The following is a 25,203-nucleotide window of genomic DNA, read 5'->3' as shown; positions in this document are numbered from 1 at the left end:
ATGCAGTTCCTGTGGGAGCGGGCTTGCCCGCGATAGCGGTGTATCAGTCACATATGCATCAACTGACACACTGCTATCGCGGGCAAGCCCTCTCCCACATTTGGATATCAGCGTCCGTCAGTCCTGGATCAATTCGCACAGCACCTGCACCTCATCCTCACTGAACAACCCCAGCGGGTAGCGCTCACTCATCACCCTGCGTGGATCCGCCTGCCGGATCCGGCGCGAGCCGTTTGCCTTCAACCAAAGTGCCAGCGTGTGAATCGCGTCACCTCGCACGACCGAAGGATGGGGCGCGCGTTTATAGACCAGGTTGATATCGGCGTTCATTTCAGCGCTCTCTCCTACTGCTTGAGCGGCTAACTTACTCAAGGTTTATGACAGAACTGCGCAGTCACAAACCCCGATCACTGTCACAACGCCGATACAAGAGCTGTGCCAAAGCGTCCGGTTTATAGGCCTGCGGACACAAAAAAGCCCACGACCCCGACGGGCCATGGGCTTGCTGTTATTACCCGGCGCACTTGCCGGCAATCAGCCGAGGTGCAGCGAAATTGCCTGTTACAACTGCACTCAGTTTTTGTGCGGCGCGGGCTGTTGTTGAGTCAGGCAATGGATATTGCCGCCACCCAGTAACAGTTCACGGCCCGGCACCATCACCACTTCATGCTGCGGGAACAGGCCCTGGAGGATTTCCTGGGCGCGGCTGTCCAGCGGGTCATCAAAACTCGGCGCGATAATGCCGCCGTTGACGATCAGAAAGTTGACGTAGGAACCGGCCAGACGCACGGTCGGATTACGCTCCTGGGAACCGTCCACCGGGTCGACACCGGCGCATTCTTCCTCAGTGGCGTACAACGGCCCCGGGATCGGCATTTTATGCACGGTAAACGCGCGGCCCTTGGCGTCGGTGCTGTTTTGCAGCACGTCCATGGCAGCATGGCAGCGTGCATAGTTCGGGTCTTGCGGATCGTCCGTCCAGGCCAGCAACACTTCACCCGGGCGCACGTAGCAGCAGAAGTTATCCACATGGCCGTCGGTTTCGTCGTTGAACAGACCGTCGGGCAGCCAGATGATCTTATCCACAGCCAGGTTGGCGCTCAGGACCGCTTCGATCTCTTCGCGGCCCAGATGGGGGTTGCGATTGCGATTGAGCAGGCATTCCTCGGTAGTGATCAGGGTGCCTTCACCGTCGACGTGAATCGAACCGCCTTCGAGCACAAAACCCTCGGTGCGATAACGCGGGCTGCGCTCGATCTCGAGGATCTTGCCGCCCACCTGGGAGTCGCGGTTCCACGGCGCATACAGGCCACCGTCAAACCCGCCCCAGGCATTGAAGTCCCAATTCACGCCACGGACTTCGCCGTGGTCATTGATCACGAAGGTCGGCCCGCTGTCGCGTACCCACGCATCGTCGCTGGACATCTCCACCACACGGATATTCGGCACATCCAGGCGCGCCCGGGCGTTTTCGTACTGACCGGCGGAAACCGCAACCGTCACCGGCTCAAAACGCGCAATGGCCTTGGCCACTGCCACGTGGGCCGCCTGCGCCGGTTTGCCGCCCAGGCGCCAGTTGTCCGGGCGCTCGGGCCAGATCATCCAGGTCTGGGTCTGGGGTGCCCACTCGGCTGGCATATAGAAGCCGTCAGCGCGAGGCGTGCTGTGCAAAGTGGTCATGGCGATCAGGACTCCAGGGAACCGTCGAGGGTCTTGAGCGCGCCGTACAGGTTCGGCCGGCGGTCACGGAACGAGCCCCACGCGCTGCGGATGTGCTCCAGCTCATCGAGGTCGAAGCTGTGCACCAGGATGCCTTCTTCGGTTTCGTTGAGCTCTTCGACTTTTTCGCCGAACTGGTTGGCAATGAACGACGAGCCGTAGAAGTCGATGTCGTAGCCGTCCTGCTCTTCGTTGCCGATGCGGTTGCTGGCGATCAGCGGCATCAGGTTGGCGCCGGCATGGCCTTGTTGCACGCGCTGCCAGTGGTCACGGGACGAGATGGTCTTGTCGTGTGGCTCGCTGCCGATGGCGGTCGGGTAGAACAGGATCTCCGCGCCTTGCAACGCCATGCTGCGGGCGCATTCCGGGAACCACTGGTCCCAGCAGATGCCCACGCCGATTTTCGCGTAGCGGGTGTTCCACACTTTGAAGCCGGTATCGCCCGGGTTGAAGTAGTACTTTTCGTGGTAGCCAGGGCCGTCCGGGATGTGGCTTTTACGATAAATCCCGAGGTTGGAGCCGTCGGCGTCGATGATCGCGATGCTGTTGAACCGCGCACGGCCGGCCAGCTCGAAGAAGCTGATCGGCAGCACCACTTGCAGTTCCTTGGCGATTTTCTGGAAGTGCTTGATGGCCACGTTTTCTGCAACCGGGGTTGCCAGTTGCAGATAGTCCGGGTTTGGCTTCTGGCAGAAGTACGGGCTTTCGAACAGTTCCTGGATCAGGATGATCTGCGCGCCTTTGGCTGCGGCCTCACGGACCAGCTTTTCAGCGGTCTCGATATTGGCTTCGAGGTCCCAGGAACAAGCCATCTGGGTAGCGGCGACGGTAACGATACGGCTCATGAATCATCTCCTGGGCGGTGGTCAGCGGCCAGGATAACCGGGGCCGATGACAGAAAGGGGAATGCTGGAGGACTTTATAGCGGATAAAAATCGGCTTTTAAAGCTTGCAAACATCCAAGCGTCTAAAAAACTCAAAATATTCCCGATAACAATCGGGTTAACATCTGAAACCCCATCCCCCTTGTGGGAGCGGGCTTGCTCGCGAAAGCGGTGTGTCTGTCTACAAATCTGTCACTGATACACCGCTTTCGCGAGCAAGCCCGCTCCCACAGGGGTGATCTCATTTCAACTCATAGAAAGGTGTTTACAACCCTTCATCCAACACCTTCGACAACATGTCGACAAAGAAATCCACACTGCGTTTAGACGTGACCATCGGCGGCTTGATCTTGAGGATGTTCAGATAGTCCCCGGTCGGCTGCATGAAAATCCCCAACTCACGCAAGCGATCACACAGCTGGGCGGTTTCTTGCGTCGCCGGCTCCAGGGTCTGGCGGTCGCGCACCAACTCCAGCCCCAGATAGAAGCCCGAGCCATGCACCGCCCCCACCAGGGGATGGCGCTCGATCAACGCCTCGAGCCGCGCCTTGAAGTGCCCGCCGACCACCTGGGCGTTTTCCCAAAGCTTTTCTTGCTCCATCACATCCAGCACCGCCATGCCAATCCGGCAACTCACCGGGCTGCCGCCGGAGGACGAGAAGAAATACCCTTCGGCCTCCAGCGCTTCGGCGATTTCCCGGCGGGTAATCACGGCGCCGAGGGGCTGGCCGTTACCCATGCCCTTGGCCATGGTGATGATGTCCGGCACCACGCCCTGTTCTTCAAAACCCCAGAAGAAGTGGCCCATGCGGCCGTAGCCGACCTGCACTTCATCGGCGATGCACACCCCACCCTGGGCACGCACCAGGGCATACACCTGCTGCAAATAGCCCGGCGGCAGGGAGATGCCACCGGCATTGCCATACACCGGCTCGCAGATAAAACCCGCCAACTGGCGCTGGCTGGCGGCGATCTTCGCCAGGTTGTGCTCCACGCTGCGCACATAATCCGGCGCACTGTGCGGGCCACGGAATTCGCCGCGATAGGTATTGGGTGCGGTCACCGGGTGCACCCAATCCGGCCGGCTGCTCAAGGCCTGAGGGTTGTCGGCGATCGAGGTGGACACCGCATCGGCGGCCACCGACCAGCCGTGATAGGCCTCCAGCACACTGAGCATGTCGCGCCCGCCGCTGTAGGCCCAGGCCAGGCGGATCGCCAGGTCGTTGGCTTCGGTGCCACTGTTGACCAGGAACACCCGGTCCATGGACTCGGGCGCCAGCGCCAGCAGCCGCTCGGAGAACTCGGCAATCGCGGCGTAATGAAAGCGCGAGTTGGTATTGAGCAGCGACCACTGCCGCGCCGCCACCTGGGCCATGCGTGGATGGCCGTGGCCCAGCACCGCGACATTGTTGAGCATGTCCAGATACGAGCGGCCCTGCATGTCGATCAGATGGTTGCGCCAGCCGCGTTCGATGCGCGGCGGGTCGACGTAATAGTGCTTTTGCGAGCGCGCAAAGCTGGCGTCGCGTCGGGCCAGCAAGGCTTCTGGATCCAGCTCCGGCTCGGCGTCACAGGCAAGGCCCAGCAGTGTCGCCGGCGAGGGGCACAACGCCTGCCAGGCCGCAGCGCGGGACGGTGTGCAAAACAGTGGCGGATCAAGGTCAACCCGGCACAGTTGCACGGTCAATGCCCCGCCCGCCTCCCCCAGGACCTGGCCCTTGAGCACCGCGGCGCCGGGTTGCAACGCATTTTTCAGGCCCAGCAGCCGTACATTCAGTTGCGCGCTATGCAGACTTAATACGCCATCGGCAGTGCTGCGCAGGATGCCGGCGAACGGCGCCTCTACGACACTGCCCTGGGGCACATACAGTTCAACGTGCAGGGCGAACGTTTGCGGTTCGCTCGCGCAGTCGGGACGCGTGCGGGACAAGCGATACTGACCATAACGACTGGCCGCCAAGCCATGGACCGTTGCTGCCTGCTGCAATAAATGTTGGTCGATGCCAGGGGTTTCCCAGTTTCCGGCTTCGAAATGCTCACTGAGCACACCCAGGTCAATCAGCGCGAACTCGCGCCCCACCAGGCCCGGCAGCAGCGGGGCAAAGCCTTCGCTGGCCACTGGTTTGGGGGTTGCACCGACGCACGCCTGGATCGCCGCCTCCATCAACTCAAACGGCACCGAAGTGGCAACCTGGAAGATTTCCCACTCGTGCTCGGCATTCTTCAACAGGTAGGTGTTATCCGGGTCCAGGCGCTGCTGCTGTTCACTGCTCAGCACCAGGACCGCCGCACGGGCCACGATCAGCGGCCACAGCGCCTGCAATTCCTGGGGTTGCAAAGGGGTCAACGCGTGACAGGCCCGGATCGCCGGCAGGATCGCAAACGGGTCGCCCTCGGCGTGGTGCAGCAGAGCGGCACAGGTCACCGACAAGTCCGCAATCCGCCAGGTGTGCACCAGGTCGCCGAAATCAATGACACCCTGCACTTGCCAATGCCGCTCGGCATCGCGCTGCCACACCACATTGTCGTCGGTGATATCCATATGCACGGCCTGCCAGGGCAACTGATCGACCAAGGGCCGCAGGCGCTGCTCGACCTCTACCGCGACCCGCTCCAGGGCCGCGCGCTGCGGCAGGTTGTCGAGCGTCGACAATAAATGGCTGATCAGCTCCCGGGCATGGCGCGGGTCCCATTGCAGGGTGCGCTCCAGGCCCGCGTGCGCAAAACCGGCCAATGCCTGGCTCATCTGCCCGCACAGCCGGCCAAAACCTGTGATCAACGCGCGGCCCAGATGCGGCAGGTGGGTCAGCGGCTGGCCTTCGATATAGTCCAGCAACCGCAGGTGCAAGGCCTGCCCGGCCAGCGTCACGCTCAGTAGTTGCTCGCCGCCGAGGGTGCTGATGACCTTGGGCACGCGGACGCCGGCGTGTGCCTGCAAGTGCGCAAGAGCGGCGTGCTGGGCGTGCAGCTCAACGGCGGCGTACTCGCCCCGGCAGATTTTCAGGACGAAGCGGCCACGATCGCTGTCAACGCGGTAATTGAGGTCTTGCTGGCTGCCCAGGGACTGCAGGGTGCCGCTGAGGCCGTAATGCTGCTCAAGCAACTGCAAGGCTTGCTCCGCGCTGACCTGCGGGCACGGCAAACGGGTGCGGTGGATCAATGTATCGAGCAGCATGTGACGGTCCCTGGTTTTTTGTTGGGCGCTTATATCGCCATTGTTAATAGGTCAGATGCAACCCCGACCCCATTGAGATTGTCTTCTTTAAAGCACGCAAGCTGGGCCAATCTGACCACCGCCCCTTGCACGCCCCATCGCAAGCCCGCAAGCTATGCCCCATTCGCTCAATGTCCGTCTAAGGAAAAGGCCTCTCGACATGCGTATTCTTGTTACCGGTGGCGCCGGTTTTATCGGTTCCGCACTGATCCGCCATTTGATTCAAAACACTGAACATGAAGTTCTCAACCTCGACAAACTGACCTACGCCGGCAATCTTGAGTCGCTGACCAGCATCGCGACCAACACCCGCTATGAGTTCGTCCAGGCCGATATCATCGACCAGGCCACCGTCAGCGCAGTGCTGGCGCGTTTCCAGCCCCAGGCCATCATGCACCTGGCGGCCGAGTCCCATGTCGACCGCTCCATCGACGGGCCGTCGGACTTTATCCAGACCAACATCGTCGGCACCTACAGCCTGCTTGAAGCCACTCGTGCCTACTGGCAACAGCTGGCAGAGCCGGCCAAGAGCGCCTTCCGCTTCCATCACATCTCCACCGACGAAGTGTATGGCGACCTGCATGGCGTGGATGACCTGTTCACCGAAACCACGCCTTACGCGCCAAGTTCGCCTTATTCCGCGAGCAAGGCGGCGTCCGACCACCTGGTCCGCGCCTGGCAGCGTACCTATGGCTTGCCGGTACTGCTGACCAACTGCTCGAACAACTACGGGCCGTTCCACTTCCCCGAGAAATTGATCCCGCTGGTGATCCTCAATGCCTTGGCAGGCAAGCCGCTGCCGGTATATGGCGATGGCCTGCAAGTGCGCGACTGGCTGTATGTCGAAGACCACGCCCGTGCGCTGCTCAAAGTGGTCACCGAAGGTGTGGTAGGCGAGACCTACAACATCGGCGGGCACAACGAGCAGAAGAACATCGACGTGGTGCGTGGTATCTGTGCGCTGCTCGAAGAGCTGGCGCCACAGCGTCCGGCCGGCGTTGCCCAGTTCAGCGACCTGATCACCTTCGTCAAGGATCGCCCAGGCCATGACCAGCGCTACGCCATCGATGCCAGCAAGATCGAACGCGAGCTGGGTTGGGTCCCGGAAGAAACCTTCGAGACCGGCCTGCGCAAGACCGTGCAGTGGTACCTCGATAACCTGCAATGGTGCCGCCGGGTCCAGGACGGCAGTTATCAGGGCGAGCGCCTCGGCAACACCGATGCGAAGGACCTGATTGCATGATGAAGGGAATCGTACTGGCCGGTGGCTCCGGGACGCGCCTGCACCCCATTACCCTGGGGGTTTCCAAGCAGTTGCTGCCGGTGTACGACAAACCGATGATCTACTACCCGATTTCCGTGCTGATGCTCGCCGGAATCAAGGAGATCCTCGTGATCTCCACGCCCGTGGACTTGCCGCAATACCGCAACCTGCTGGGCGACGGCAGCCAGTTCGGCGTGCAGATCAGCTACGCAGAGCAGCCTTCGCCAGACGGCTTGGCGCAAGCCTTCCTGATTGGCGAAGCGTTCATCGGCAATGACCCGGTATGCCTGATCCTGGGTGACAACATTTTCCACGGCCAACACTTCAGCGAGCAACTGCGCACCGCTGCCAAACGCCCAACCGGCGCCACAGTGTTCGGCTACTGGGTCAAGGATCCGGAGCGCTTCGGGGTGATTGATTTCGATGGTGAAGGCCGCGCCCTTTCCATCGAGGAAAAACCCGCCAAGCCCAAGTCCAGCTATGCCGTGACCGGCCTGTACTTCTATGACAACGATGTGGTCAAGATCGCCAAGGCCGTCCAGCCATCGCCACGCGGCGAACTTGAAATCACCGACGTCAACAATGCCTACCTCAAGCGTGGCGACCTGCATGTCGAGCGTTTCGGCCGTGGTTTTGCCTGGCTCGATACCGGCACCCATGACAGCCTGCTGGAAGCCTCGATCTATGTTCAGACCATTGAGCATCGGCAGGGCCTGAAAGTGGCTTGCCTCGAAGAAATCGCCTACGAGAACGGTTGGATCGATCGCGACCATTTGCTTGAGCGGGCCAAATACTTTGGCAAGACAGGCTACGGCCAGTACCTGTTCACCCTCGCCGGGGAAACCAAATGACTGGGAGCGGGACACCGTTGAAAATCCTCATCACCGGCCAGCACGGCCAGGTTTCCCGTGAACTGCAACAGCGGCTCCAGGGCTTGGGTGAACTGGTCGTGCTCGGTCGCGACCAGCTCGACCTGGCCAACCCCGAGCAGATCCGCCAACAGGTACGCAGCCATCGCCCGGGGCTGATCATCAACGCGGCGGCGCATACCGCTGTCGACCAGGCCGAGAACGAGCCCGATGTGGCCTTCGCGATCAATGCCACGGCGCCCGGCATCCTGGCCGAAGAAGCCAAGGCCCTGGGCATTCCGTTGATCCACTACTCCACCGACTATGTGTTCGACGGCAGCAAGCCCGCGCCCTACACCGAAGACGATGTGCCCAACCCCTTGGGTGTCTACGGCCAGAGCAAGCTGGCGGGCGAGCAGGCCATTGCGGCGGTGGGCGGTCAGTACCTGATCCTGCGTACCAGCTGGGTGTATTCGAGCCACGGCAAGAACTTCCTGCTGACCATGCAGCGCCTACTCCAGGAAAAGCCGCAGATGCGCATCGTCGCCGACCAGATCGGCGCGCCGACCTGGGCCGGGACCATCGCCAACAGCACCCGTGCCCTGATCGAGCGCTGGCAGGCCGGCCAGGCCGCAGACTGGGGTGTCTATCACCTGACGGCCCAGGGCGAGACCTCATGGTTCGGCTTTGCCCAGGCCATTGGCGAGCACCTGCTGGCCGAAGGCAAGGCGTGCGCCGAGCTGGAAGGGATTCCCGCCAGTGACTACCCAACGCCCGCCAAGCGCCCGTTGAACTCGCGCCTGGATTGCAGCCGCCTGCAACAACAATGGCAAGTCGGCCAACCGCAGTGGCGCGAAGCATTGCGCGAGTGTCTTGCACAGCAGCACTAGGCATAATGCGCCTGTACCCTCAGGCGCAGACCTACATGACTCCACCTCTTCCACGAAGACCCCGCTGGCGCAGCCTGGCCTTGCTGGCACTGTGCCTGGCGCCGTTGCTGTGGCCGCTGGAGCATCTGGCCGAGCGCTACTATCGCAGCGAACTGGCCGGGCAGAACCGCCAGACCCTCGACCTGTACGTCGCCAACCTGCTGGGCACCCTGCATCGCTACGAAGTACTGCCGCAGATCCTTGGCGACTTGCCGGCCCTGCGTACCGCCCTGGCAGCGCCCCACGTCAGCACCAACCTGGTCGCGGCCAACCAGTTGCTCAAGGAGGTGGCAGCCCAGGCGGGCGTGGAAGTGATGTACCTGATGGACACCCGTGGCAAGACCCTGGCCGCCTCGAACTGGGACAAACAGGACAGCTTCGTCGGCCGCAACTTTTCCTTTCGACCTTATTTCAGCGAAGCCATGGCCGGGCGCCTGGGGCGCTTCTTCGGCCTGGGCACCACCTCGGCCAAGCGCGGGTATTTCTTCGCCGCTGCGGTGCGTGAAGATGAACATGTGATCGGTGTGCTGGTGGTCAAGGTCGACCTGGACCACACCGAAAGCCTCTGGGGCCAGACTCCCGAGCAATTGCTGGTCACCGACCACAACGGCGTGGTGATCCTGACCTCGCGCCCACAATGGCGTTTTCGTGCGACCCGGCCCCTGACCGAGGCCGAGCGCCAGGCGATCATCGCGATTCAGCCCTATCCGACCCGCGATCCGCAGCCGCTGGTTTTCAGCTCCAGCGCCTGGCTGCGCCAATCCACCGAAATTGCCGAAACCGGCTGGAATGTGGAGATCCTTGCCCCGCGTACCTTGATCGACCGCCCGGTGCGCACAGTGGTCGCCGTCGGCGGCGCGACCTTGCTGGTGCTGATGCTGCTGCTCGGCCTGATGATGCAGCGCCGTCGTCATTACCTGGAACGCATCGCCTTTGAAGCCAAGGCCCGGCGCGAACTGGAAATGCGCGTGGCCGAACGGACCAGCGACCTCGAAGGCCTCAACCGCCGCCTGCGCCAGGAAGTGCTGGAACGCGAAAATGCCCAGCAGGAACTGGTGCGCGCCCAGGATGACCTGGTGCAGGCGGGCAAGCTGTCGGCGCTGGGCACCATGTCGGCCAGCATCAGCCATGAGCTCAACCAGCCCCTGGCCGCCATCCGCAGTTACGCAGAAAACGCCGAGATTCTCCTCGACCACCAGCGTACCGACGACGCCCGCGGCAACCTCAAGCTGATCAGCGAATTGACCGGGCGCATGGCCTCGATCATAGCCCACTTGCGCGCCTTTGCCCGCCGCGACCGGCATGCCCCGGAAAGCGTGGCCCTGCAGCCGGCCCTGGACGACGCGCTGGCATTGCTGGCCAAGCGCCGGCGGGCCATGGAAGTGGAACTGATCCGCGACTTGCCAGAGGCATCCCTGTGGGTAGAGGCCGGCGAAACCCGCCTGCGCCAGGTGCTGGGCAACCTGTTGGCCAATGCCCTGGACGCCCTGACCGAAAAAGGCCCGCCGCGCAAACTGTGGCTGAGTGCCGAATCCACCGAGCAGGGCGTCAACCTGTACATCCGCGACAACGGGCCTGGGTTCTGCATGGAAGCCCTGGGTCGCGCCGGCGAGCCTTTCTACACCACCAAGACCCGCACCCAGGGCCTGGGGTTGGGCCTGGCCATCTGTGACACCCTGATGCGCGCCTTTGGCGGTGAACTGTTGTTTGCCAACCACAAGGAAGGTGGCGCACTGATAACCTTGAAACTGCGCGCCGGCGCCCCCGGCGTCAGTCTGCAACCGTCCGAGGACCGCAGTGTATGAGTATCGATAACCAGATTCAGGTGGTGTTGATCGACGATGATCCACACCTGCGTCAGGCCCTGTGCCAGACCCTGGACCTGGCCGGGCTGAAAGTCCTGCCCCTTGGCGAAGCCACCGGCCTTACGGCGCGCCTGTCGCGGGACTGGCCGGGGGTGGTGGTCAGCGACATCCGCATGCCCGGCATGGACGGCCTGGAGCTGCTCACTGAACTTCACAGCCAGGACCCGGAGCTGCCGGTGCTGCTGATCACCGGCCACGGCGATGTGCCACTGGCGGTGCAGGCCATGCGCGCCGGCGCCTATGACTTCCTCGAAAAGCCCTTCGCCAGCGACGCCCTGCTCGACAGCGTGCGCCGCGCCCTGGCCCTGCGCCGGCTGGTGCTGGACAACCGCAGCCTGCGCCTGGCCTTGAGTGATCGCCAGCAACTGAGCACGCGCCTGGTGGGGCAATCGGCGCCAATGCTGCGCCTGCGCGAGCAGATTGGCGCGCTGGCGGCGACCCGCGCCGATGTGCTGATCCTTGGTGAAACCGGCGCCGGCAAGGAAGTGGTGGCACGCGCTCTGCACGACCTGTCGAACCGTCGCACGGGGCCGTTTGTCGCCATCAACGCGGGCGCCCTGGCCGAGTCCGTGGTCGAAAGCGAGCTGTTCGGCCATGAACCGGGGGCCTTTACCGGTGCGCAGAAGCGGCGGATCGGCAAGTTCGAATTTGCCAACGGCGGCACGTTGTTCCTCGATGAAATCGAAAGCATGAGCCTGGATGTACAGGTCAAGTTGCTGCGCCTGTTGCAGGAGCGCGTGGTCGAGCGCCTGGGGGGCAATCAGCAGATCCCCCTGGATATCCGCATCATCGCCGCGACCAAGGAAGACCTGCGCCAGTCCGCCGACCAGGGCCGCTTTCGCGCAGACTTGTACTACCGCCTGAACGTTGCGCCGCTGCGCATTCCGCCCCTGCGCGAGCGTGGCGAAGATGCCTTGATGCTGTTCCAGCACTTCGCCGACGAGGCCAGCAGCCGCCACGGCCTGCCGCTGCACGAGTTGCAGCCTGGCCAACGGGCAATGCTGTTGCGCCATAACTGGCCGGGCAACGTGCGGGAGTTGCAAAACGTCGCCGAACGCTTCGCCCTCGGCCTGGAACTGGCCCTGGACAGCACACCGGACGGCCCGGCGCCGGGTGTGCCGATGTCTACCGGGGGCTTGAGCGAGCAAGTCGAGCACTTTGAAAAAGCCCTGATCGCCGCCGAGCTTGGCCGCCCCCACAGCTCCGTGCGTAGCCTGGCCGAAGCCCTCGGGGTGCCGCGCAAGACCCTGCATGACAAGTTGCGCAAGCATGGGCTGAACTTTGCCGACAGCGGCAACGCTCACACCGATGACGAGTGACCCTTTCCACCTGCCAAGAGACCACCATGAGCCGCGATAGCCGTTACCTGGAATCCATTCTGCACCATGACATCCCCCTGACCCGGGAGATGGGCCTCAAGGTGCTCGACTGGCAGGACCGGCAATTGCGCCTGCACTTACCGTTGCAGGCCAATATCAACCACAAGAGCACTATGTTTGGCGGCAGCCTGTATTGCGGCGCGGTCTTGGCCGGCTGGGGCTGGCTGCACCTACAACTGCGCGAGGAAGGGATTGAAGACGGGCACATCGTGATTCAGGAAGGGCAGATCAGCTATCCACTGCCTGTCACCCAGGACGCCACCGCGATTTGCCAGGCGCCGGAGGACAAGGTGTGGAAGCGGTTTTTGGCGACCTACCGGCGCCATGGCCGGGCACGGCTGGCCCTGCAGACGTGGATTGTGAATGAGGGCAGTGAAGAGCAGGCGGTGGCGTTTACCGGGCAGTACGTGTTGCACCGCTAAACCTGCAACACATAAACAATGTGGGCACAGGGCTTATGTGGGAGCGGGCTTGCTCGCGAAAGCGGTGTATCAGTCAGCACTTGTATTGGCTGATACACCGCTTTCGCGAGCAAGCCCGCTCCCACATTTTTGATCGCGGCGGTTTATGACCTTGCCAGCGCCAGCAAACGCTCGCGCCAGGCGGCCTTGGCCGGCAAAGCCAGGAAGAACGGGTTCAGCAGCGACTCGCGCGCCGGGTAGCTGAACGGCTGGCCATTCAACTCCAGCACTTCGCCACCCGCACCTTCCAGCACGCCCTGGGCCGCAGCGGTGTCCCACTGCGACGTCGGCGCCAGGCGCGGATAGCAATCAGCGCTGCCTTCGGCCAGCAGGCAAAACTTCAACGAGCTGCCGATATTGGCCAGCTTCAACTCCCCCAGCCCTTGGCTCAACCCGTCGAGCAAGCGCTCCTGTTCGGGGCTGGTATGGCGACGGCTGGCGACCACGGTGAACGCTTCGCCTGCGACTGGCTTCTGGCGCACCTGGATCGGCCGGGGCGCGGCATTCACGTCGGAGCGCCACGCCCCAAGGCCCGCGCCGCCGAAGTAGCAGCGGCCACTGGTGGGCATCGACACCACGCCGAACACCACCCGTCCCTGTTCGATCAAGGCGATGTTGACGGTGAATTCTTCACTGCCGCTGATAAATTCCTTGGTGCCATCCAGCGGGTCCACCAGCCACCAGCGCTGCCAACGGGCACGCACGCTCTGGTCAATGTCGGCATCTTCTTCCGACAGCACCGGGATGCTGGGGTCCAGCGCGGTGAGGCCGGCGAGAATCAGGTGGTGGGCGGCCAGGTCGGCGGCGGTGACTGGCGAATCATCGGCCTTGGCTGTCACGGCCACATCGGCGCGCCAATACGGCAGGATGACCTCGCCAGCCTGGCGGGCCAGTTCAATCACGGGGGCGATGTAGGCGTGGCCGAGGAACAATTCGCTCATGGCTGGTAGGCCCCGCGCTGGGTCAGCAGGTCCCGCACCAGGTACAGCGCGGCGAGGGCACGGCCTTCGCTGAACTGCGGGTTCTGCGCCAGTTGCGCCAGTTCGCGCAGGTTGACCCGGTCCACGCGCATCGGCTCGGGCTCGTCGCCCTCCAGGCGTTCTTCGTACAGCTCGGTGGCCAGCACCACCTGGATTTTCTGGCTCATATAGCCGGGGGATAGGGACAGCTCGGTCAAGTGCTCCAACTGCCGTGCGCCGTAGCCTGCTTCTTCCTTGAGTTCACGGTCTGCCGCCGCCAGCACATCTTCGCCCGGTTCGATCAGGCCCTTGGGCAAGGACAGTTCATACTCATCCGTGCCACCGCAGTATTCTTCCACCAGCAGCGCGTGGTCAGCGTCGATCATCGCCACGATCATCACCGCGCCATACCCTGCACCCCGGCCCACCAGGCGCTCGTAGGTCCGTTCAACGCCATTGGAAAAGCGCAACTGCACTTGCTCCACGCGGAACAAACGACTACTGGCGACAATTTCGCGGGCGAGGACGGTGGGTTTCTGGCGCATAAAGGGCTCCTTGGCGTGATCGGGTTACTATACCGTGGCTTTTCCGATTGTCTGTGTTGGATGTATTTACTTACCTGCTTGAGAGCCCACCGTGCCGCCACTGCCCTGGTCTGATATCGATACCGTCTTGCTGGACATGGACGGCACCTTGCTCGACCTGCATTTCGACAACCACTTCTGGATGGAACACCTGCCCCGGCGCTATGCCGAACTGCACGGGGTGAGCCAGGCCATGGCCGAGATGGAGTTGCAGCCGCTGTTCGAGCGTAACGCTGGCCAGTTGCAATGGTATTGCCTGGATTTCTGGAGCGCCGAACTGCAGATCCCGGTGCGCGAACTCAAGCTGGAAACCGCCCACCTGATCGCCCTGCGACCGGACGCCGATACCTTTCTGGCGGCGATCAAACAGGCTGGCAAGCGCGTGATCCTGATCACCAACGCCCACCGCGACTCGCTGTCGCTGAAGCTGGAACGCATTGAGCTGGCGCCGTATTTCGAGCGGCTGATCAGCTCCCACGACTATGGCTTTGCCAAGGAAAACCCGCAGTTCTGGGACGCCCTGCAAGCGGATATCGATTTTGACCCGGCGCGCAGCCTGTTTATCGACGACACCTTGCCGATTCTGCGCAGTGCGCGGGATTTCGGGGTGGGGCATTTGCTGGCGGTCAAACAGCCGGACAGCCGCAAAGGGCCCAAGGATACGGCGGAGTTCGATGCGGTCGGGGATTACCGGGAATTGATCAGCGGGCTCTAAAACTATGTGTAACACCCCTGTGGGAGCGGGCTTACCCGCGATTGCGGTGGGTCAGAGCTAGATCTGCTGACTGACACACCGCAATCGCGGGCAAGCCCGCTCCCACATTATTTAGTTGCCTTGGGTATTACTCAGGAATACGCAGCGTCTGCCCTGGGTAGATTTTGTCCGGGTGCGACAACAGCGGCTTGTTGGCCTCGAAGATTTTGTTGTACTTGTTGGCGTCGCCGTACTCAATTTTGGCGATCGCGCTCAAAGTGTCGCCCTTTTTCACCACGACAAAGCGGGCAGCCGCAACAACAGGGCCCGACACAGTGATTTTATCTTCCACGGTAGCCACGCCAGCAATATTGCCCAGCGCCAGCAGAATCTTCTCTTTCTCCTCCTGGGTGGCGACTTCACCGGTCACCGTCACCTTGTCGCCATCCACCGTGGTCTGCACATTCGGGTTACCCAGGCCGACCTTGGCAACATGATCCTTCAACTGTTCACTCGCGTTCGCATTACCCGGCGTCAACAGATCAACGATTTTCTCGCCGGCTTCTTTGATAAAGCTAAAAAGACTCATAGTGCGCTCTCCTTGGGATTAGGTTTCCAGATGCCAAAGACTAGACCAGTCTTACAGACCTTGGTTCCAGCCCGACCAATGACGCAAACGCGCTAGAATCCCCCCGCTATTGGAATAAGAGCCCCGGAGCGAAGATGGACATCAAACAGCTGAAATTCCTCATCGCCCTCGACGAAACCCGTCACTTCGGCCAGGCAGCCGCGCGCTGCCACATTACCCAGCCGACCCTGTCGATGCGCCTGCGCAGCCTGGAAGAAGAGCTGGAGCTGCCGCTGGTCAACCGCGGCCAGCGTTTCGAGGGCTTTACCGCCCCCGGCGAGCGGGTGCTGGCCTGGGCGCGGACGGTGCTGGCAGCCTACGACGGCCTGCAGGCCGAAGCCGCCGCCTGCCGGGGCAACCTGGTGGGGACACTGCGCCTGGGCGTGGTGCCGCTGTCGAGCTTTGATCCGCTGGCCTTGATGCAACAACTGCACAAGCAACACCCCAGCCTGCGATTTGAGTTATCAGCGTTGAGTTCCGAACAGATCCTCGAACAACTGGCGAGCAATCGCCTGGACCTGGGCGTGTCCTACCTCGAGCGCCTGGACGCCGAGCGCTTTGACTCCCTGGCCCTGGAAGAAACCCGCATGGGCCTGCTGTACGACCAACGTTTCTTCAGCTTCGGCGAAAAGCCCCTGAGCTGGGAGGCGCTGATCGAACTGCCCCTGGGCATGCTCACCAGTGGCATGCACTTTCGCCAGTCCATCGACCATAACTTCCACAGCCGGGGCCTGACGCCGCAACCTCTGCTGCAAACCGATGCCGTCCATCAGTTGCTGCAGGCCGTGCACGGCGGCCTGTGTTGTGCGGTGATGCCGCTGGATGGCGGCCTCGACGCGCTGACCGAACACCTGCGCCTGCAACCCATCGAAAACGCGCAAACCCTGGCCAAGCTGGGGCTGATCATGCGCCGCAGCGCGCCGCGCTCGGCGTTGGCCGAGGCGTGTTTCGCGCTTTATCAGTAATCGCTGGCAAAGCCTTGATCGACGTCATCTATCGGTAGATCAGTACTGACGATTAGACGCGACCCTTTGTCGCGCCTAGTCTTCACTCTGAACACTTCGCCGGTGACTAGACTTGATGAACGCCCAGCGCCCAGCATGCGCGGCGCCCGCCCTGACAACGCCCGCGCCTGCCGCCAGCCAGAGTTATCAATACTGCAACCTCGACCATACGGAATCGGCCAGCACCGCGCTGGCCGAGGAAGTCGCGTTGGCGATTGCCTATAACGACATCAACCAGGCGGTAATGCTGGTGACGCCCACCGATCTTGAAGACTTTATCGTCGGCTTCAGCCTGGGCAGCGGCATCATCAGCGACATCAGCGATATCTATGACCTGCAACTGAGCGGCGCAGGCTCGGCCCAGTACGCCCAGGTGCAGATCTGCAGCCGCGCCTTCTGGAACCTCAAGCAACAGCGCCGGCAACTGGCCGGCACCAGCGGCTGCGGCCTGTGTGGCGTGCAAGCCCTGGAGCAGGCGCTGCCGGACCTTCAGGTGCTGTCGGGCGCACCGCTGCCGCCTGCTGCCTGGCTGGAGGGCTTGCGCCAGCGCATCAGTGCCTTTCAGCCGCTGGGCCAGTACAGCGGCGCGGTGCATGCGGCGGTGTTCATGGATAACCAGGGCGAACTGCTGCTGGGCCGCGAAGATATCGGCCGCCATAACGCCCTCGACAAACTGATCGGCGCCCTGGTCCGCCAGCGCATCCCGACCGCAGGCGGCGTGGCAATTGTCACCAGCCGTTGCAGTCTCGAATTGATCCAGAAAGTCCTGCGCGCAGGCATCCAGACCCTGGTCAGCCTGTCGTCGCCCACCGGCCTGGCCCTGCAATGGGCGCGCCGGCACAACCTCAATCTCATCCACCTGCCGCAAAAAAGCGCGCCGCGGGTCTACAGCCCTGCGATGGAGTACCAGCCATGAGCAATCATCACCAAGCCGACCAAACCCCGACCCCGCGCTACAAGCCCTATAAAGGCCCGGCTGGCGGCTGGGGCGCGCTGATCAGCGTGGCGCAGGCGTGGCTGACCAGCGATAACGCGCTGAAAAATATCCGCATGATGCTCAAGACTAACCAGAACGGCGGCTTCGACTGCCCAGGTTGCGCCTGGGGTGACTCGCCGGAAAGCGGCATGGTCAAGTTCTGCGAGAACGGCGCCAAGGCGGTCAACTGGGAAGCCACCAAGCGCCGGGTAGATGCGGCGTTCTTCGCCAAACACAGTGTCAGCGCACTGCTGGAGCAGAGCGACTATTGGCTGGAATACCAGGGCCGCCTGACCGAGCCGATGAGCTATGACGCCCAGACCGACCGCTACAAACCCATCAGTTGGGAGTCGGCCTTCGACCTGATCGGCCAGCACTTGCGAGCCCTGCCAAGCCCGGACATGGCCGAGTTCTATACCTCGGGCCGCGCCAGCAATGAAGCGGCGTACCTGTATCAGTTGTTCGTGCGCGCCTACGGCACCAACAACTTCCCGGACTGCTCGAACATGTGCCACGAAGCCAGCGGCGTGGCCCTGGCGCAAAGCGTGGGTGTCGGCAAAGGCACTGTGACGTTTGATGATTTCGAGCACGCCGACGCGATTTTCGTCTGGGGCCAGAACCCCGGCACCAACCACCCGCGCATGCTCGAACCGCTGCGCGAAGCGGTGAAGCGCGGCGCCCAGGTGGTGTGTATCAACCCGCTCAAGGAGCGTGGCCTGGAACGTTTCCAGCACCCGCAGCACCCGCTGGAAATGCTCACCAACGGCGACAAACCGACCAACACCGCGTATTTCCGCCCGGCGCTGGGGGGCGACATGGCGATCCTGCGCGGCATGGCCAAGTTCCTGCTGCTGTGGGAGCGCCAGGCCCAGGCCGAAGGCAAGGAGGCAGTGTTCGACCACGACTTCCTCAATGAACACACGATCAATGTGCTGGATTACCTGGCCAAGATCGACGACACCTCCTGGGATGAAATCGTCGAGCAATCCGGCCTGAGCCTGGTGGAGATCGAGCAAGCGGCGCGCATGTACGCCAAAGGCAAGAACGTGATCATGTGCTGGGCGATGGGCATCACCCAGCATCGGCACTCGGTGCCGACCATCCAGGAAATCGCCAACCTGATGCTGCTGCGCGGCAACATTGGCCGTCCCGGTGCCGGCCTGTGTCCGGTGCGTGGCCACAGTAACGTGCAGGGCGACCGCACTATGGGGATCAACGAACGGCCACCCGTGGCCTTCCTGGATGCCCTGGAGCGTCGCTTCCAGTTCAAGGTACCCCGGGACAACGGGCATAACGTGGTCGAAGCGATCCACGCCATGCTCGAAGGCCGCGCCAAGGTGTTTATCGGCCTGGGTGGCAACTTCGCCCAAGCGACGCCCGACAGCCCTCGCACCTTCCAGGCCTTGAGCAACTGCGACCTGACGGTGCAGATCAGCACCAAGCTCAATCGCAGCCACCTGGCCCACGGCAAGCAGGCCTTGATCCTGCCGTGCCTGGGCCGCACCGACATCGATATCCAGGCCGATGGCCCTCAAGCGGTGACGGTAGAAGACTCGTTCAGCATGGTGCATGCCTCCAATGGCCAGTTGCAGCCGCTGTCGAAACTGATGAAGTCGGAACCGGCCATTCTCGCCGGCATCGCCGCCGCCACCCTGGGTAGCAAGCCGGTGGACTGGAACTGGCTGGTGGCCGATTACCGCCGCATCCGCGACTTGATCGCCGACACCATCCCCGGCTTCAAGGACTTCAACGAGCGTGTGCAGCACCCAGGCGGTTTCTACCTGGGCAACAGCGCCGGCGCCCGCCGCTGGAATACCCCGTCAGGCCGGGCGAATTTCCGCGCCAACATCCTGCCCAAGGACCTGGTGCATGAACGCACCCGTGCCACTGGCCAGTTGCCCGACCTGATCATGCAATCCATGCGTTCCCACGATCAGTACAACACCACCATCTACGGCCTGGATGACCGTTATCGTGGGGTCAAGGGCCAGCGCGACGTGCTGTTCGTCAACGAAGCCGACATCATCCGCCTGGGCTTCAAGCCGGGGCAGAAGGCCGATATCGTGTCGATCTGGGATGATGGCCGTGAACGCCGGGTCAAGGGTTTTACCTTGCTGGCGTTCGATATTCCGGCGGGGCAGGCAGCGGCCTATTACCCGGAGGTCAACCCGCTGGTGCCGTTGGAAAGCACCGGGGATGGTAGCCATACGCCTACCTCCAAGTTCGTGGCGATTCGCCTGGAAGCGGCCAGCGACAAGGGTTTGATCATGGCCCGAACTGCCTGATCGTCTCCATGGCTGGGAACGATCTTCACGGGCACAAAAAAGGCCGCTTTTGTATAAAAGCGGCCGTTGCGAAGTAACTAAAGACCGGCAAAAACGACTTAAGTTCCCTAGATAAAACAGCAACTTAGCTAATTGTATACAACCTGCACCACTGGTCGGAATTCGATTGTAAGAATATTCCGACAACCTCAGGATCGCGCCGTCATCCCCTTGAGGTTCACCTATGAAGTTCTCCTCGATTCTCTTGTTGTCCCTTGGCCTGGTCAGTGGCGCAGCCATGGCCGGTGGCACCACCGAAGCCGGTGTAGGCGGCGCATTGGGCGGGGTTTTAGGTTCTGTCGTCGGCCAGCAGATCGGCGGCAATACCGGTTCGGCCATTGGTGCAGCCCTGGGCGGCGCTGGCGGTAGCGCAGTAGGCGCAGACAAACGCAGCCGTGGCGAAGCAGCCATTGGCGGTGCACTGGGCGCAGCGGGCGGCAACGTGGTCGGGCGCAGTGTCGGCGGTAGCACCGGCAGCTTGATCGGCGCAGCAGCAGGCGGTGGCGCCGGCGGCGCACTGGGTAACTATATGGGCAACAAGAGCGATGACGACGACCGCCGCGATCGCGGGCGTGATAACCGTCGCTATGACCGTGATGATCATCGTGGCCGTGGGCATGCTTATGGCCATCGCAAGAACAAGCATCACTACCGTCACCGGTGAACACAGCAAACTCAATGTGGGAGCTGGCTTGCCGGCGATAGCGCAATGCCAGCAACCAATAGGTGGCCTGACACTGCGCTATCGCGGGCAAGCCCGGCTCCCACATTAGTTCTTCATTGTTTCGCAGGCCGCAGTCAGACCGCCAGGTGTTGCAGTGCTTCGCGCAGTACCTGTGGAATCGTCACCGGCTGGTTCGTCGCCCGGTCCACAAACACATGCACAAACCGCCCCGCCGCACAGGCCTCATCCTCGCCGGCCTTGAACACCGCCAACTCGTACTGCACTGAACTGTTGCCCAACTTGCCCACCCGCAGGCCGATATCGATACGGTCGGGAAAGGCAATCGAGGCAAAGTAGTCGCACGCCGAACTCACCACAAACCCCACCACTTCGCCGTCATGGATATCCAGCCCGCCCTGTTCGATCAGGTAGGTGTTCACCGCCGTGTCGAAAAAGCTGTAGTAGGTGACGTTATTCACATGCCCATACACGTCATTGTCGTGCCAGCGCGTAATGATCGGCTGGAAGTGACGGTAATCGGCACGCTGCGGCATTGAGTCAGGCATGGACAAGTCTCATTGAAGTGAATTTACAGGTCGCTCAGATGGGTCTCGGCCCAATCCCGCACCTGGGCATACGGATATTCTTCCAGCACGCCAGATCCTGGAATCCCCCGGGCCTTGAGCTTGGTAAACAGCGGCACGCTGATCCCGCATAGAAACCGCGTCAGGCGTTCCGCCCCTGGCAGGCTGCCGGTGTGCTGATGATGCCTGTGGATAAAATCCCCGCACAGCCCCTGGAAATTTTTATCCACAAGCGGTGCCAGCCCCGGTGGTGCCGGCAGATGGGCGACTTGGCCATGACACACCGAACAATGCCCGCACTGGCGCGGCGCCTCGGCATCGCCAAAGTACTCCGCCAACCGATAGCCCAGGCAGCGTTCGCTGGCAAACAACGCCAGCATCCCATGGATGCGCGCCACTTCCGTGGCTTCGTGCTGCTTGAAGCCTGTGTATAACTCTTCGCTCAAGGCCTGGGGGTCAAACCCGCTATCGAGCAGGCTGTAGACTTCGGTCATCTGCTTGCTTTCCAGCTCGATCAGGCCCTGTTCCTGGAAATAGTCCAGCGCCTTGACCACCCGGCCACGCTCGGCCTGGTGCTGTTGATAAAGCGCGTCGAAATCCACGGTAGCCCAGCTCCTGGCCCGTTTGCACACCTGGATGATCGCGGCGACAAACTGCTGCCGCTCCCCGGAAAAACGCGCCAGCAACACCTCCGGCTCCACCAGGTACTTGAAGCGATACTCGGCATAAAACGCATAGCGCGGTGCAATGACCCCCTTGAGTTCCAATTGCACCAGCAAGGTCTTGAGCGGTAGCTCGCGGATGTTGCTCAGCTCTGCCAATGACCTCAGCAGAAACTCCCATTGCCCGTCATCAGCGGCCGCCAGCAGTTCTTCCAGCACCAACCGAATGCCTTCCTGCTCCGGCGTATCGCCGTACACAAAGTTCTCCAGCACATTAAGGCTGTCGCGGTTGGCCAGCACCAGGCACTCGGAAGGCTGGCCATCGCGCCCGGCCCGGCCGATTTCCTGGCTGTAGTTCTCGATGGATTTGGGCAGGTCGAAATGCACAACGTTGCGGATATCGCTCTTGTCGATACCCATGCCAAAGGCAATGGTGGCGACGATGCAATTGGACTGGCCGCCCATGAACCGATGCTGGATGCCCTCGCGCTTATCGTGGGGCAAACCTGCGTGATAGGCCTCGGCCTGGATGCCATGGCGATTCAGATGCTCGGCGATCTGCTCGGCGGTTTTCTGCAAGGTGACGTAGACGATGCTCGGCTGGTTGGCCCGCTCGCCCATCCACTCCACCAGGCGCCGGCGTTTGTCTGCGCCGCTGACCGGTTCCACCAGCAGGTTGAGGTTGGGTCGATAGAAACCGGTGGTGATCACGTCTGCGGGGGCGATGGCGAACTTGGCCTGCATGTCCACAATCACCTTGGGTGTGGCGGTGGCGGTCAACAGCAGCGCCTGGGGAATCTTGAACTGGCGCTGGTAGTCGGGGAGCTTGAGGTAGTCCGGGCGGAAATTATGGCCCCATTCGGAAATACAGTGCGCCTCGTCCACCACCAATAATGAAATCGAAACGCTTTGCAAAAAGTTGCGAAAGCGCTCGTTCTTCAGGCGCTCTACGGAAATCATCAGGATCTTCAGCTCGCCGGAGCGAGCGCGGGCCATTACGTCATTGGCCTGATCACGACTTTGCGTCGAATCGATGCTGCCGGCCGAAATACCATGACGCTGCAAAAAGCCCAGTTGGTCCTGCATCAACGCCAACAGTGGCGACACCACCAGTGTCAGGTGCGGCAGCAGCACGGCTGAGAGCTGGTAACAGAGGGATTTGCCAGAACCTGTGGGAAAGATCGCCGCCGCCGAACGACCGGCCAGCACGGCGCTGACAGCCGCCTCCTGGCCAGGGCGAAACTGTGGATAACCAAAGACCTGTTGGAGGGTGTCGTGCATGAGCTGTCACTCCATTGACCGCTGAACAGGCCTAAAACATAGCCCGGTATTTTCAGCGGATCGAAAAAGGTCGCGAGGAAAAGAGAGACAGGATGATACACAGGCTGCGAGGGTGAACCGACAATCTACAGAACACCGCAAAACACATGTGGGAGCGGGCTTGCCCGCGATGGCGGTGCCCCAGTCGATACCTCTGTTGACTGTTACACCGCTATCGCGGGCAAGCCCGCTCCCACATTTTCAGACCTTTGCTACCGCTCGATCAGCGGTTTTGCACACGCTCAATGGCTTTGTCATACACCGGGTTGGCCTTCTGTTCCTTGGCCAATTGGTAGTGACGCAACGCATCGGCAAACTGCCCGGCCGCTTCGTAGATCCGCGCGATGTTGTAGTAGGACCCGGCACGCACGGTGGCGGCTGTCGGGCCGCTGGCCAGGGCAATCGCCTTGCGGTTGGCCCAGATCGACTCGGCGGTGTTTCCGGCTTTCTGATAGGCCAGGCCGAGATTGCCGTAGGCTTTACCGAAGGAATTATCCAGCTCGATGGCCTGGCGGAAGTAGTCGATCGCCTGGTCCAGGTTACCGGCCTGGTAGGCCGCTTCGCCTTTGAGGTTCAGCTTTTTCGCATCACCCTGTACCGCTGAACTGACCACCACGGCATCCACGGCAACGCTGTCGTTGAGCAGGGGTTTGACTTCGTTGAGCACATCCTTGGCCTCGACCAGCACGCCGGTGAAGGTATTGATGTCCTGGAAGTCACCGCTGCCGGTCATGCGGAACACAGTCCACAAGTTACCGGTGCGATTGGTCGGCACGTAGTAAGTGCGGACCAGGGACTGGCCCATGTACACAAACACCTTGGCCTGGCTTTCGGACAGCGCCGTGGAACCGGTATCGGTGCGGTTGGAGAAGTCATGCACGGCGTACACGTAGCTTTCGCCGTAGTGTTTTTTCTGCAGGGTGATGGTTTCCGGGCCGTAGCTGTCGGTGTCATCCACATCCAGCTCGGCATCGGTGCCGGTCTTGCTGTTGAAGTAGATGTTGTTGCCGGGGAAGATCATGTGGGAGTCGAGGTCCGAAGGCGATTGCCCCCAGGTCAGTACCACACGCAGGCCGTCGAGGTTTTCCATCACCGGGCTGATGGCATAGGTCATGCCTTTGCACGGGCACTTGACCACCAGGTTGGAGTAGCCGGGCTTCTTGATGATCAGCAGGTTGTCGGCACCATCGGCAACTTCGCTGGTGAGAGTGACTTGGCCCTGGGCATTGGTGCGCCCCACCACATTCTGTGCGCCGTTGCGTTGCAGCAAGACTTCGGCGTCGGCGATTTTCTGGTCCTTGACCACCGCACTGAGCACCTCGATCGGCAACTGCTCGGCCTGGACCGAAAACGCCACCGCACACAATGACATCGCCGAGGCGACACGAAGCAAACCCATGCTTAACTCCCTTTAAGTAGTGGGCGGAATCGCCCTACAAGATTTTGCGGTGAAACATACGCTGAATTCAGGGGTTTTGCCGGGATTTTATACAGAATGTGACGTGGTTTTTATCCCACCTGCGCCAGGGTGCCTCGCAGCCAAATCGCAAACTTCGGAAGCCTCCGTAGGAAATCGCCAAGCCGGGACCCATACGCTTCCCAAACTTCCTCCAACCTACACTTGACCCTCTACAGAATCAGCCAACCCTGACCGAAACTAGCGCCTTCGCCATCTGCTCGGTAAAAGTCCGTGAGCGATGCTCAGCCATCAAGCCTCTCAATGCATGTGTACACACATGAGTCATAGTCCGATGCTCTTCTTACAGTCGGCGATCTTCTTTGCCCTGATCTTGATAGGCTTGGCGCTCTTCATCAGCCGAAACAAACTGCGCCAGCAAGGCGACCATCCCTCTGACCCACTCCCGCGTGCCCCCACCATGAACCTGGCCCCCAACTTCCCCCAAGACCCTGTCATGCAGCAGCTCCTGCAATTGCTGCACGAAGAAATCGGCCTGCCCAAGCACAAGACCATCCGCCTTAAAACCTCGCTCAACTTTGACCTCGGTTGCGACGGCGCAGAAGCCAGGCAGTTTATGGAGACTCTGGAGCAGGCATTTGATCTCGACCTGGGTGACTATGATGCTTATCGTTACTTCAATCCGCCGGTGTTCGATGTATTCCTGAAACACCGCGCCAAGGGCCGTGGCGAGAAGACGCCGCTCACCATCGGCATGCTCTACCTGGCTATCAAGACCCATAGCTGGGATACGCAGACGCTGGAAAACCTGAGCTGAAGAGCGC

22 protein-coding genes are annotated in these 25,203 nt (G+C 61.7%); 12 read left to right on the top strand and 10 right to left on the bottom strand.

The features are described 5' to 3' along the window. Positions 1-117 precede the first annotated feature (117 nt). From ACSSVH_RS01325 to ACSSVH_RS01310, 4 genes are all read right to left on the bottom strand, one after another. Positions 118-330: a hypothetical protein gene (locus ACSSVH_RS01325; RefSeq protein ID WP_432754892.1), complete on the bottom strand. Its 213-nt coding sequence runs from the start codon at positions 328-330 to the stop codon at positions 118-120. Positions 331-573: 243 nt separating this feature from the next. After that, positions 574-1,680 carry an agmatine deiminase gene (aguA, locus tag ACSSVH_RS01320; RefSeq protein WP_170042352.1) on the bottom strand — a complete coding sequence of 369 codons (1,107 nt, stop codon included), beginning with the start codon at positions 1,678-1,680 and terminating at the stop codon, positions 574-576. Between the two features lie 5 nt (positions 1,681-1,685). Further along, positions 1,686-2,564 carry an N-carbamoylputrescine amidase gene (gene aguB / locus ACSSVH_RS01315; protein WP_170042351.1) on the bottom strand — a complete coding sequence of 293 codons (879 nt, stop codon included), beginning with the start codon at positions 2,562-2,564 and terminating at the stop codon, positions 1,686-1,688. Between the two features lie 304 nt (positions 2,565-2,868). Then, positions 2,869-5,778: an aminotransferase gene (locus ACSSVH_RS01310; RefSeq protein ID WP_492633974.1), complete on the bottom strand. Its 2,910-nt coding sequence runs from the start codon at positions 5,776-5,778 to the stop codon at positions 2,869-2,871. 199 nt (positions 5,779-5,977) lie between these two features. On the opposite strand from ACSSVH_RS01310, the gene rfbB reads away from it, so the two are divergent. The 6 genes from rfbB to ACSSVH_RS01280 are packed head-to-tail and all read left to right on the top strand — an operon-like array spanning position 5,978 to position 12,524. Next, entirely contained in the window at positions 5,978-7,060 is a 1,083-nt protein-coding gene (gene rfbB / locus ACSSVH_RS01305; RefSeq protein ID WP_169953874.1) for a dTDP-glucose 4,6-dehydratase, read from the top strand. Next, the gene (gene rfbA / locus ACSSVH_RS01300; RefSeq protein WP_169953875.1) at positions 7,057-7,932 is read left to right on the top strand and encodes a glucose-1-phosphate thymidylyltransferase RfbA; all 876 of its coding nucleotides are present in this window, start codon (positions 7,057-7,059) and stop codon (positions 7,930-7,932) included. Before rfbB ends, rfbA begins: the two co-directional genes overlap by 4 nt. Further along, positions 7,929-8,819 (top strand): dTDP-4-dehydrorhamnose reductase, encoded by an 891-nt coding sequence (rfbD, locus tag ACSSVH_RS01295; protein WP_169953876.1) that lies wholly within the window; start codon positions 7,929-7,931, stop codon positions 8,817-8,819. Before rfbA ends, rfbD begins: the two co-directional genes overlap by 4 nt. A gap of 35 nt (positions 8,820-8,854) precedes the next feature. Beyond that, positions 8,855-10,663: a sensor histidine kinase gene (locus tag ACSSVH_RS01290; protein WP_169953877.1), complete on the top strand. Its 1,809-nt coding sequence runs from the start codon at positions 8,855-8,857 to the stop codon at positions 10,661-10,663. After that, on the top strand, positions 10,660-12,042 hold the full coding sequence (locus ACSSVH_RS01285) for a sigma-54-dependent transcriptional regulator (RefSeq protein ID WP_169953878.1): 1,383 nt from the start codon (positions 10,660-10,662) through the stop codon (positions 12,040-12,042). The genes ACSSVH_RS01290 and ACSSVH_RS01285 overlap by 4 nt, the downstream gene beginning before the upstream one ends. Positions 12,043-12,068: 26 nt before the next feature. After that, the gene (locus ACSSVH_RS01280) at positions 12,069-12,524 is read left to right on the top strand and encodes a thioesterase domain-containing protein (RefSeq protein ID WP_169953879.1); all 456 of its coding nucleotides are present in this window, start codon (positions 12,069-12,071) and stop codon (positions 12,522-12,524) included. Between the two features lie 143 nt (positions 12,525-12,667). On the opposite strand, the gene cysQ is transcribed toward ACSSVH_RS01280, so the two are convergent. After that, a complete protein-coding gene (gene cysQ / locus ACSSVH_RS01275; RefSeq protein WP_170042348.1) occupies positions 12,668-13,504 on the bottom strand; it encodes a 3'(2'),5'-bisphosphate nucleotidase CysQ in 837 nt (278 codons plus the stop codon). Next, positions 13,501-14,067 carry an ADP compounds hydrolase NudE gene (nudE, locus tag ACSSVH_RS01270; protein ID WP_169953881.1) on the bottom strand — a complete coding sequence of 189 codons (567 nt, stop codon included), beginning with the start codon at positions 14,065-14,067 and terminating at the stop codon, positions 13,501-13,503. The genes cysQ and nudE overlap by 4 nt, the downstream gene beginning before the upstream one ends. Positions 14,068-14,158: 91 nt before the next feature. Between nudE and yrfG the strand changes: the two genes are divergently transcribed. Then, complete coding sequence (yrfG, locus tag ACSSVH_RS01265) at positions 14,159-14,821, top strand: GMP/IMP nucleotidase (protein ID WP_170042346.1); 663 nt, start codon at positions 14,159-14,161, stop codon at positions 14,819-14,821. 127 nt (positions 14,822-14,948) lie between these two features. Here yrfG and lysM read toward each other — a convergent pair whose 3' ends face one another. Further along, the gene (gene lysM / locus ACSSVH_RS01260; RefSeq protein WP_170042345.1) at positions 14,949-15,389 is read right to left on the bottom strand and encodes a peptidoglycan-binding protein LysM; all 441 of its coding nucleotides are present in this window, start codon (positions 15,387-15,389) and stop codon (positions 14,949-14,951) included. A gap of 134 nt (positions 15,390-15,523) precedes the next feature. Here lysM and ACSSVH_RS01255 point away from each other — a divergent pair, with 134 nt between their 5' ends. From ACSSVH_RS01255 to ACSSVH_RS01240, 4 genes are all read left to right on the top strand, one after another. Then, positions 15,524-16,393 (top strand): LysR family transcriptional regulator, encoded by an 870-nt coding sequence (locus ACSSVH_RS01255; protein ID WP_169953884.1) that lies wholly within the window; start codon positions 15,524-15,526, stop codon positions 16,391-16,393. A 115-nt stretch (positions 16,394-16,508) separates the two neighbouring features. Further along, entirely contained in the window at positions 16,509-17,348 is an 840-nt protein-coding gene (gene fdhD, locus ACSSVH_RS01250) for a formate dehydrogenase accessory sulfurtransferase FdhD (protein WP_169953885.1), read from the top strand. Further along, positions 17,345-19,693 (top strand): FdhF/YdeP family oxidoreductase, encoded by a 2,349-nt coding sequence (locus tag ACSSVH_RS01245; protein WP_169953886.1) that lies wholly within the window; start codon positions 17,345-17,347, stop codon positions 19,691-19,693. The genes fdhD and ACSSVH_RS01245 overlap by 4 nt, the downstream gene beginning before the upstream one ends. Before the next feature lie 223 nt (positions 19,694-19,916). Further along, entirely contained in the window at positions 19,917-20,396 is a 480-nt protein-coding gene (locus ACSSVH_RS01240; protein WP_169953887.1) for a glycine zipper domain-containing protein, read from the top strand. 134 nt (positions 20,397-20,530) lie between these two features. On the opposite strand, the gene ACSSVH_RS01235 is transcribed toward ACSSVH_RS01240, so the two are convergent. The 3 genes from ACSSVH_RS01235 to ACSSVH_RS01225 form a co-directional block, all read right to left on the bottom strand. After that, positions 20,531-20,962, bottom strand: a complete 432-nt coding sequence (locus ACSSVH_RS01235; protein WP_170058168.1) for an acyl-CoA thioesterase — start codon at positions 20,960-20,962, stop codon at positions 20,531-20,533. A gap of 23 nt (positions 20,963-20,985) precedes the next feature. Next, positions 20,986-22,923, bottom strand: coding sequence for a RecQ family ATP-dependent DNA helicase (locus tag ACSSVH_RS01230; protein ID WP_492633973.1), 1,938 nt, complete (start codon positions 22,921-22,923; stop codon positions 20,986-20,988). A gap of 262 nt (positions 22,924-23,185) precedes the next feature. After that, positions 23,186-24,361 (bottom strand): tetratricopeptide repeat protein, encoded by a 1,176-nt coding sequence (locus ACSSVH_RS01225; RefSeq protein ID WP_169953890.1) that lies wholly within the window; start codon positions 24,359-24,361, stop codon positions 23,186-23,188. 478 nt (positions 24,362-24,839) lie between these two features. On the opposite strand from ACSSVH_RS01225, the gene ACSSVH_RS01220 reads away from it, so the two are divergent. After that, entirely contained in the window at positions 24,840-25,196 is a 357-nt protein-coding gene (locus ACSSVH_RS01220) for a DUF1493 family protein (protein ID WP_169954007.1), read from the top strand. The last annotated feature ends 7 nt before the right edge of the window (positions 25,197-25,203 follow it).

It is taken from the genome of Pseudomonas sp. HC1(2025) (genome assembly GCF_058742075.1).
This window is presented reverse-complemented; position numbering and strand designations above follow the sequence as displayed.

What these genes read in the sequence shown, in the direction of transcription:
- ACSSVH_RS01230 (WP_492633973.1), bottom strand. Translation starts at nt 22,923, where the DNA reads ATGCACGACACCCTCCAACAGGTCTTTGGTTATCCACAGTTTCGCCCT.
- aguA (WP_170042352.1), bottom strand. Translation starts at nt 1,680, where the DNA reads ATGACCACTTTGCACAGCACGCCTCGCGCTGACGGCTTCTATATGCCA.
- ACSSVH_RS01235 (WP_170058168.1), bottom strand. Translation starts at nt 20,962, where the DNA reads ATGCCTGACTCAATGCCGCAGCGTGCCGATTACCGTCACTTCCAGCCG.
- nudE (WP_169953881.1), bottom strand. Translation starts at nt 14,067, where the DNA reads ATGCGCCAGAAACCCACCGTCCTCGCCCGCGAAATTGTCGCCAGTAGT.
- ACSSVH_RS01280 (WP_169953879.1), top strand. Translation starts at nt 12,069, where the DNA reads ATGAGCCGCGATAGCCGTTACCTGGAATCCATTCTGCACCATGACATC.
- ACSSVH_RS01325 (WP_432754892.1), bottom strand. Translation starts at nt 330, where the DNA reads ATGAACGCCGATATCAACCTGGTCTATAAACGCGCGCCCCATCCTTCG.
- cysQ (WP_170042348.1), bottom strand. Translation starts at nt 13,504, where the DNA reads ATGAGCGAATTGTTCCTCGGCCACGCCTACATCGCCCCCGTGATTGAA.
- ACSSVH_RS01245 (WP_169953886.1), top strand. Translation starts at nt 17,345, where the DNA reads ATGAGCAATCATCACCAAGCCGACCAAACCCCGACCCCGCGCTACAAG.
- rfbB (WP_169953874.1), top strand. Translation starts at nt 5,978, where the DNA reads ATGCGTATTCTTGTTACCGGTGGCGCCGGTTTTATCGGTTCCGCACTG.
- rfbD (WP_169953876.1), top strand. Translation starts at nt 7,929, where the DNA reads ATGACTGGGAGCGGGACACCGTTGAAAATCCTCATCACCGGCCAGCAC.
- rfbA (WP_169953875.1), top strand. Translation starts at nt 7,057, where the DNA reads ATGATGAAGGGAATCGTACTGGCCGGTGGCTCCGGGACGCGCCTGCAC.
- ACSSVH_RS01255 (WP_169953884.1), top strand. Translation starts at nt 15,524, where the DNA reads ATGGACATCAAACAGCTGAAATTCCTCATCGCCCTCGACGAAACCCGT.
- lysM (WP_170042345.1), bottom strand. Translation starts at nt 15,389, where the DNA reads ATGAGTCTTTTTAGCTTTATCAAAGAAGCCGGCGAGAAAATCGTTGAT.
- ACSSVH_RS01290 (WP_169953877.1), top strand. Translation starts at nt 8,855, where the DNA reads ATGACTCCACCTCTTCCACGAAGACCCCGCTGGCGCAGCCTGGCCTTG.
- ACSSVH_RS01285 (WP_169953878.1), top strand. Translation starts at nt 10,660, where the DNA reads ATGAGTATCGATAACCAGATTCAGGTGGTGTTGATCGACGATGATCCA.
- fdhD (WP_169953885.1), top strand. Translation starts at nt 16,509, where the DNA reads ATGAACGCCCAGCGCCCAGCATGCGCGGCGCCCGCCCTGACAACGCCC.
- ACSSVH_RS01225 (WP_169953890.1), bottom strand. Translation starts at nt 24,361, where the DNA reads ATGGGTTTGCTTCGTGTCGCCTCGGCGATGTCATTGTGTGCGGTGGCG.
- ACSSVH_RS01220 (WP_169954007.1), top strand. Translation starts at nt 24,840, where the DNA reads ATGAACCTGGCCCCCAACTTCCCCCAAGACCCTGTCATGCAGCAGCTC.
- ACSSVH_RS01240 (WP_169953887.1), top strand. Translation starts at nt 19,917, where the DNA reads ATGAAGTTCTCCTCGATTCTCTTGTTGTCCCTTGGCCTGGTCAGTGGC.
- aguB (WP_170042351.1), bottom strand. Translation starts at nt 2,564, where the DNA reads ATGAGCCGTATCGTTACCGTCGCCGCTACCCAGATGGCTTGTTCCTGG.
- ACSSVH_RS01310 (WP_492633974.1), bottom strand. Translation starts at nt 5,778, where the DNA reads ATGCTGCTCGATACATTGATCCACCGCACCCGTTTGCCGTGCCCGCAG.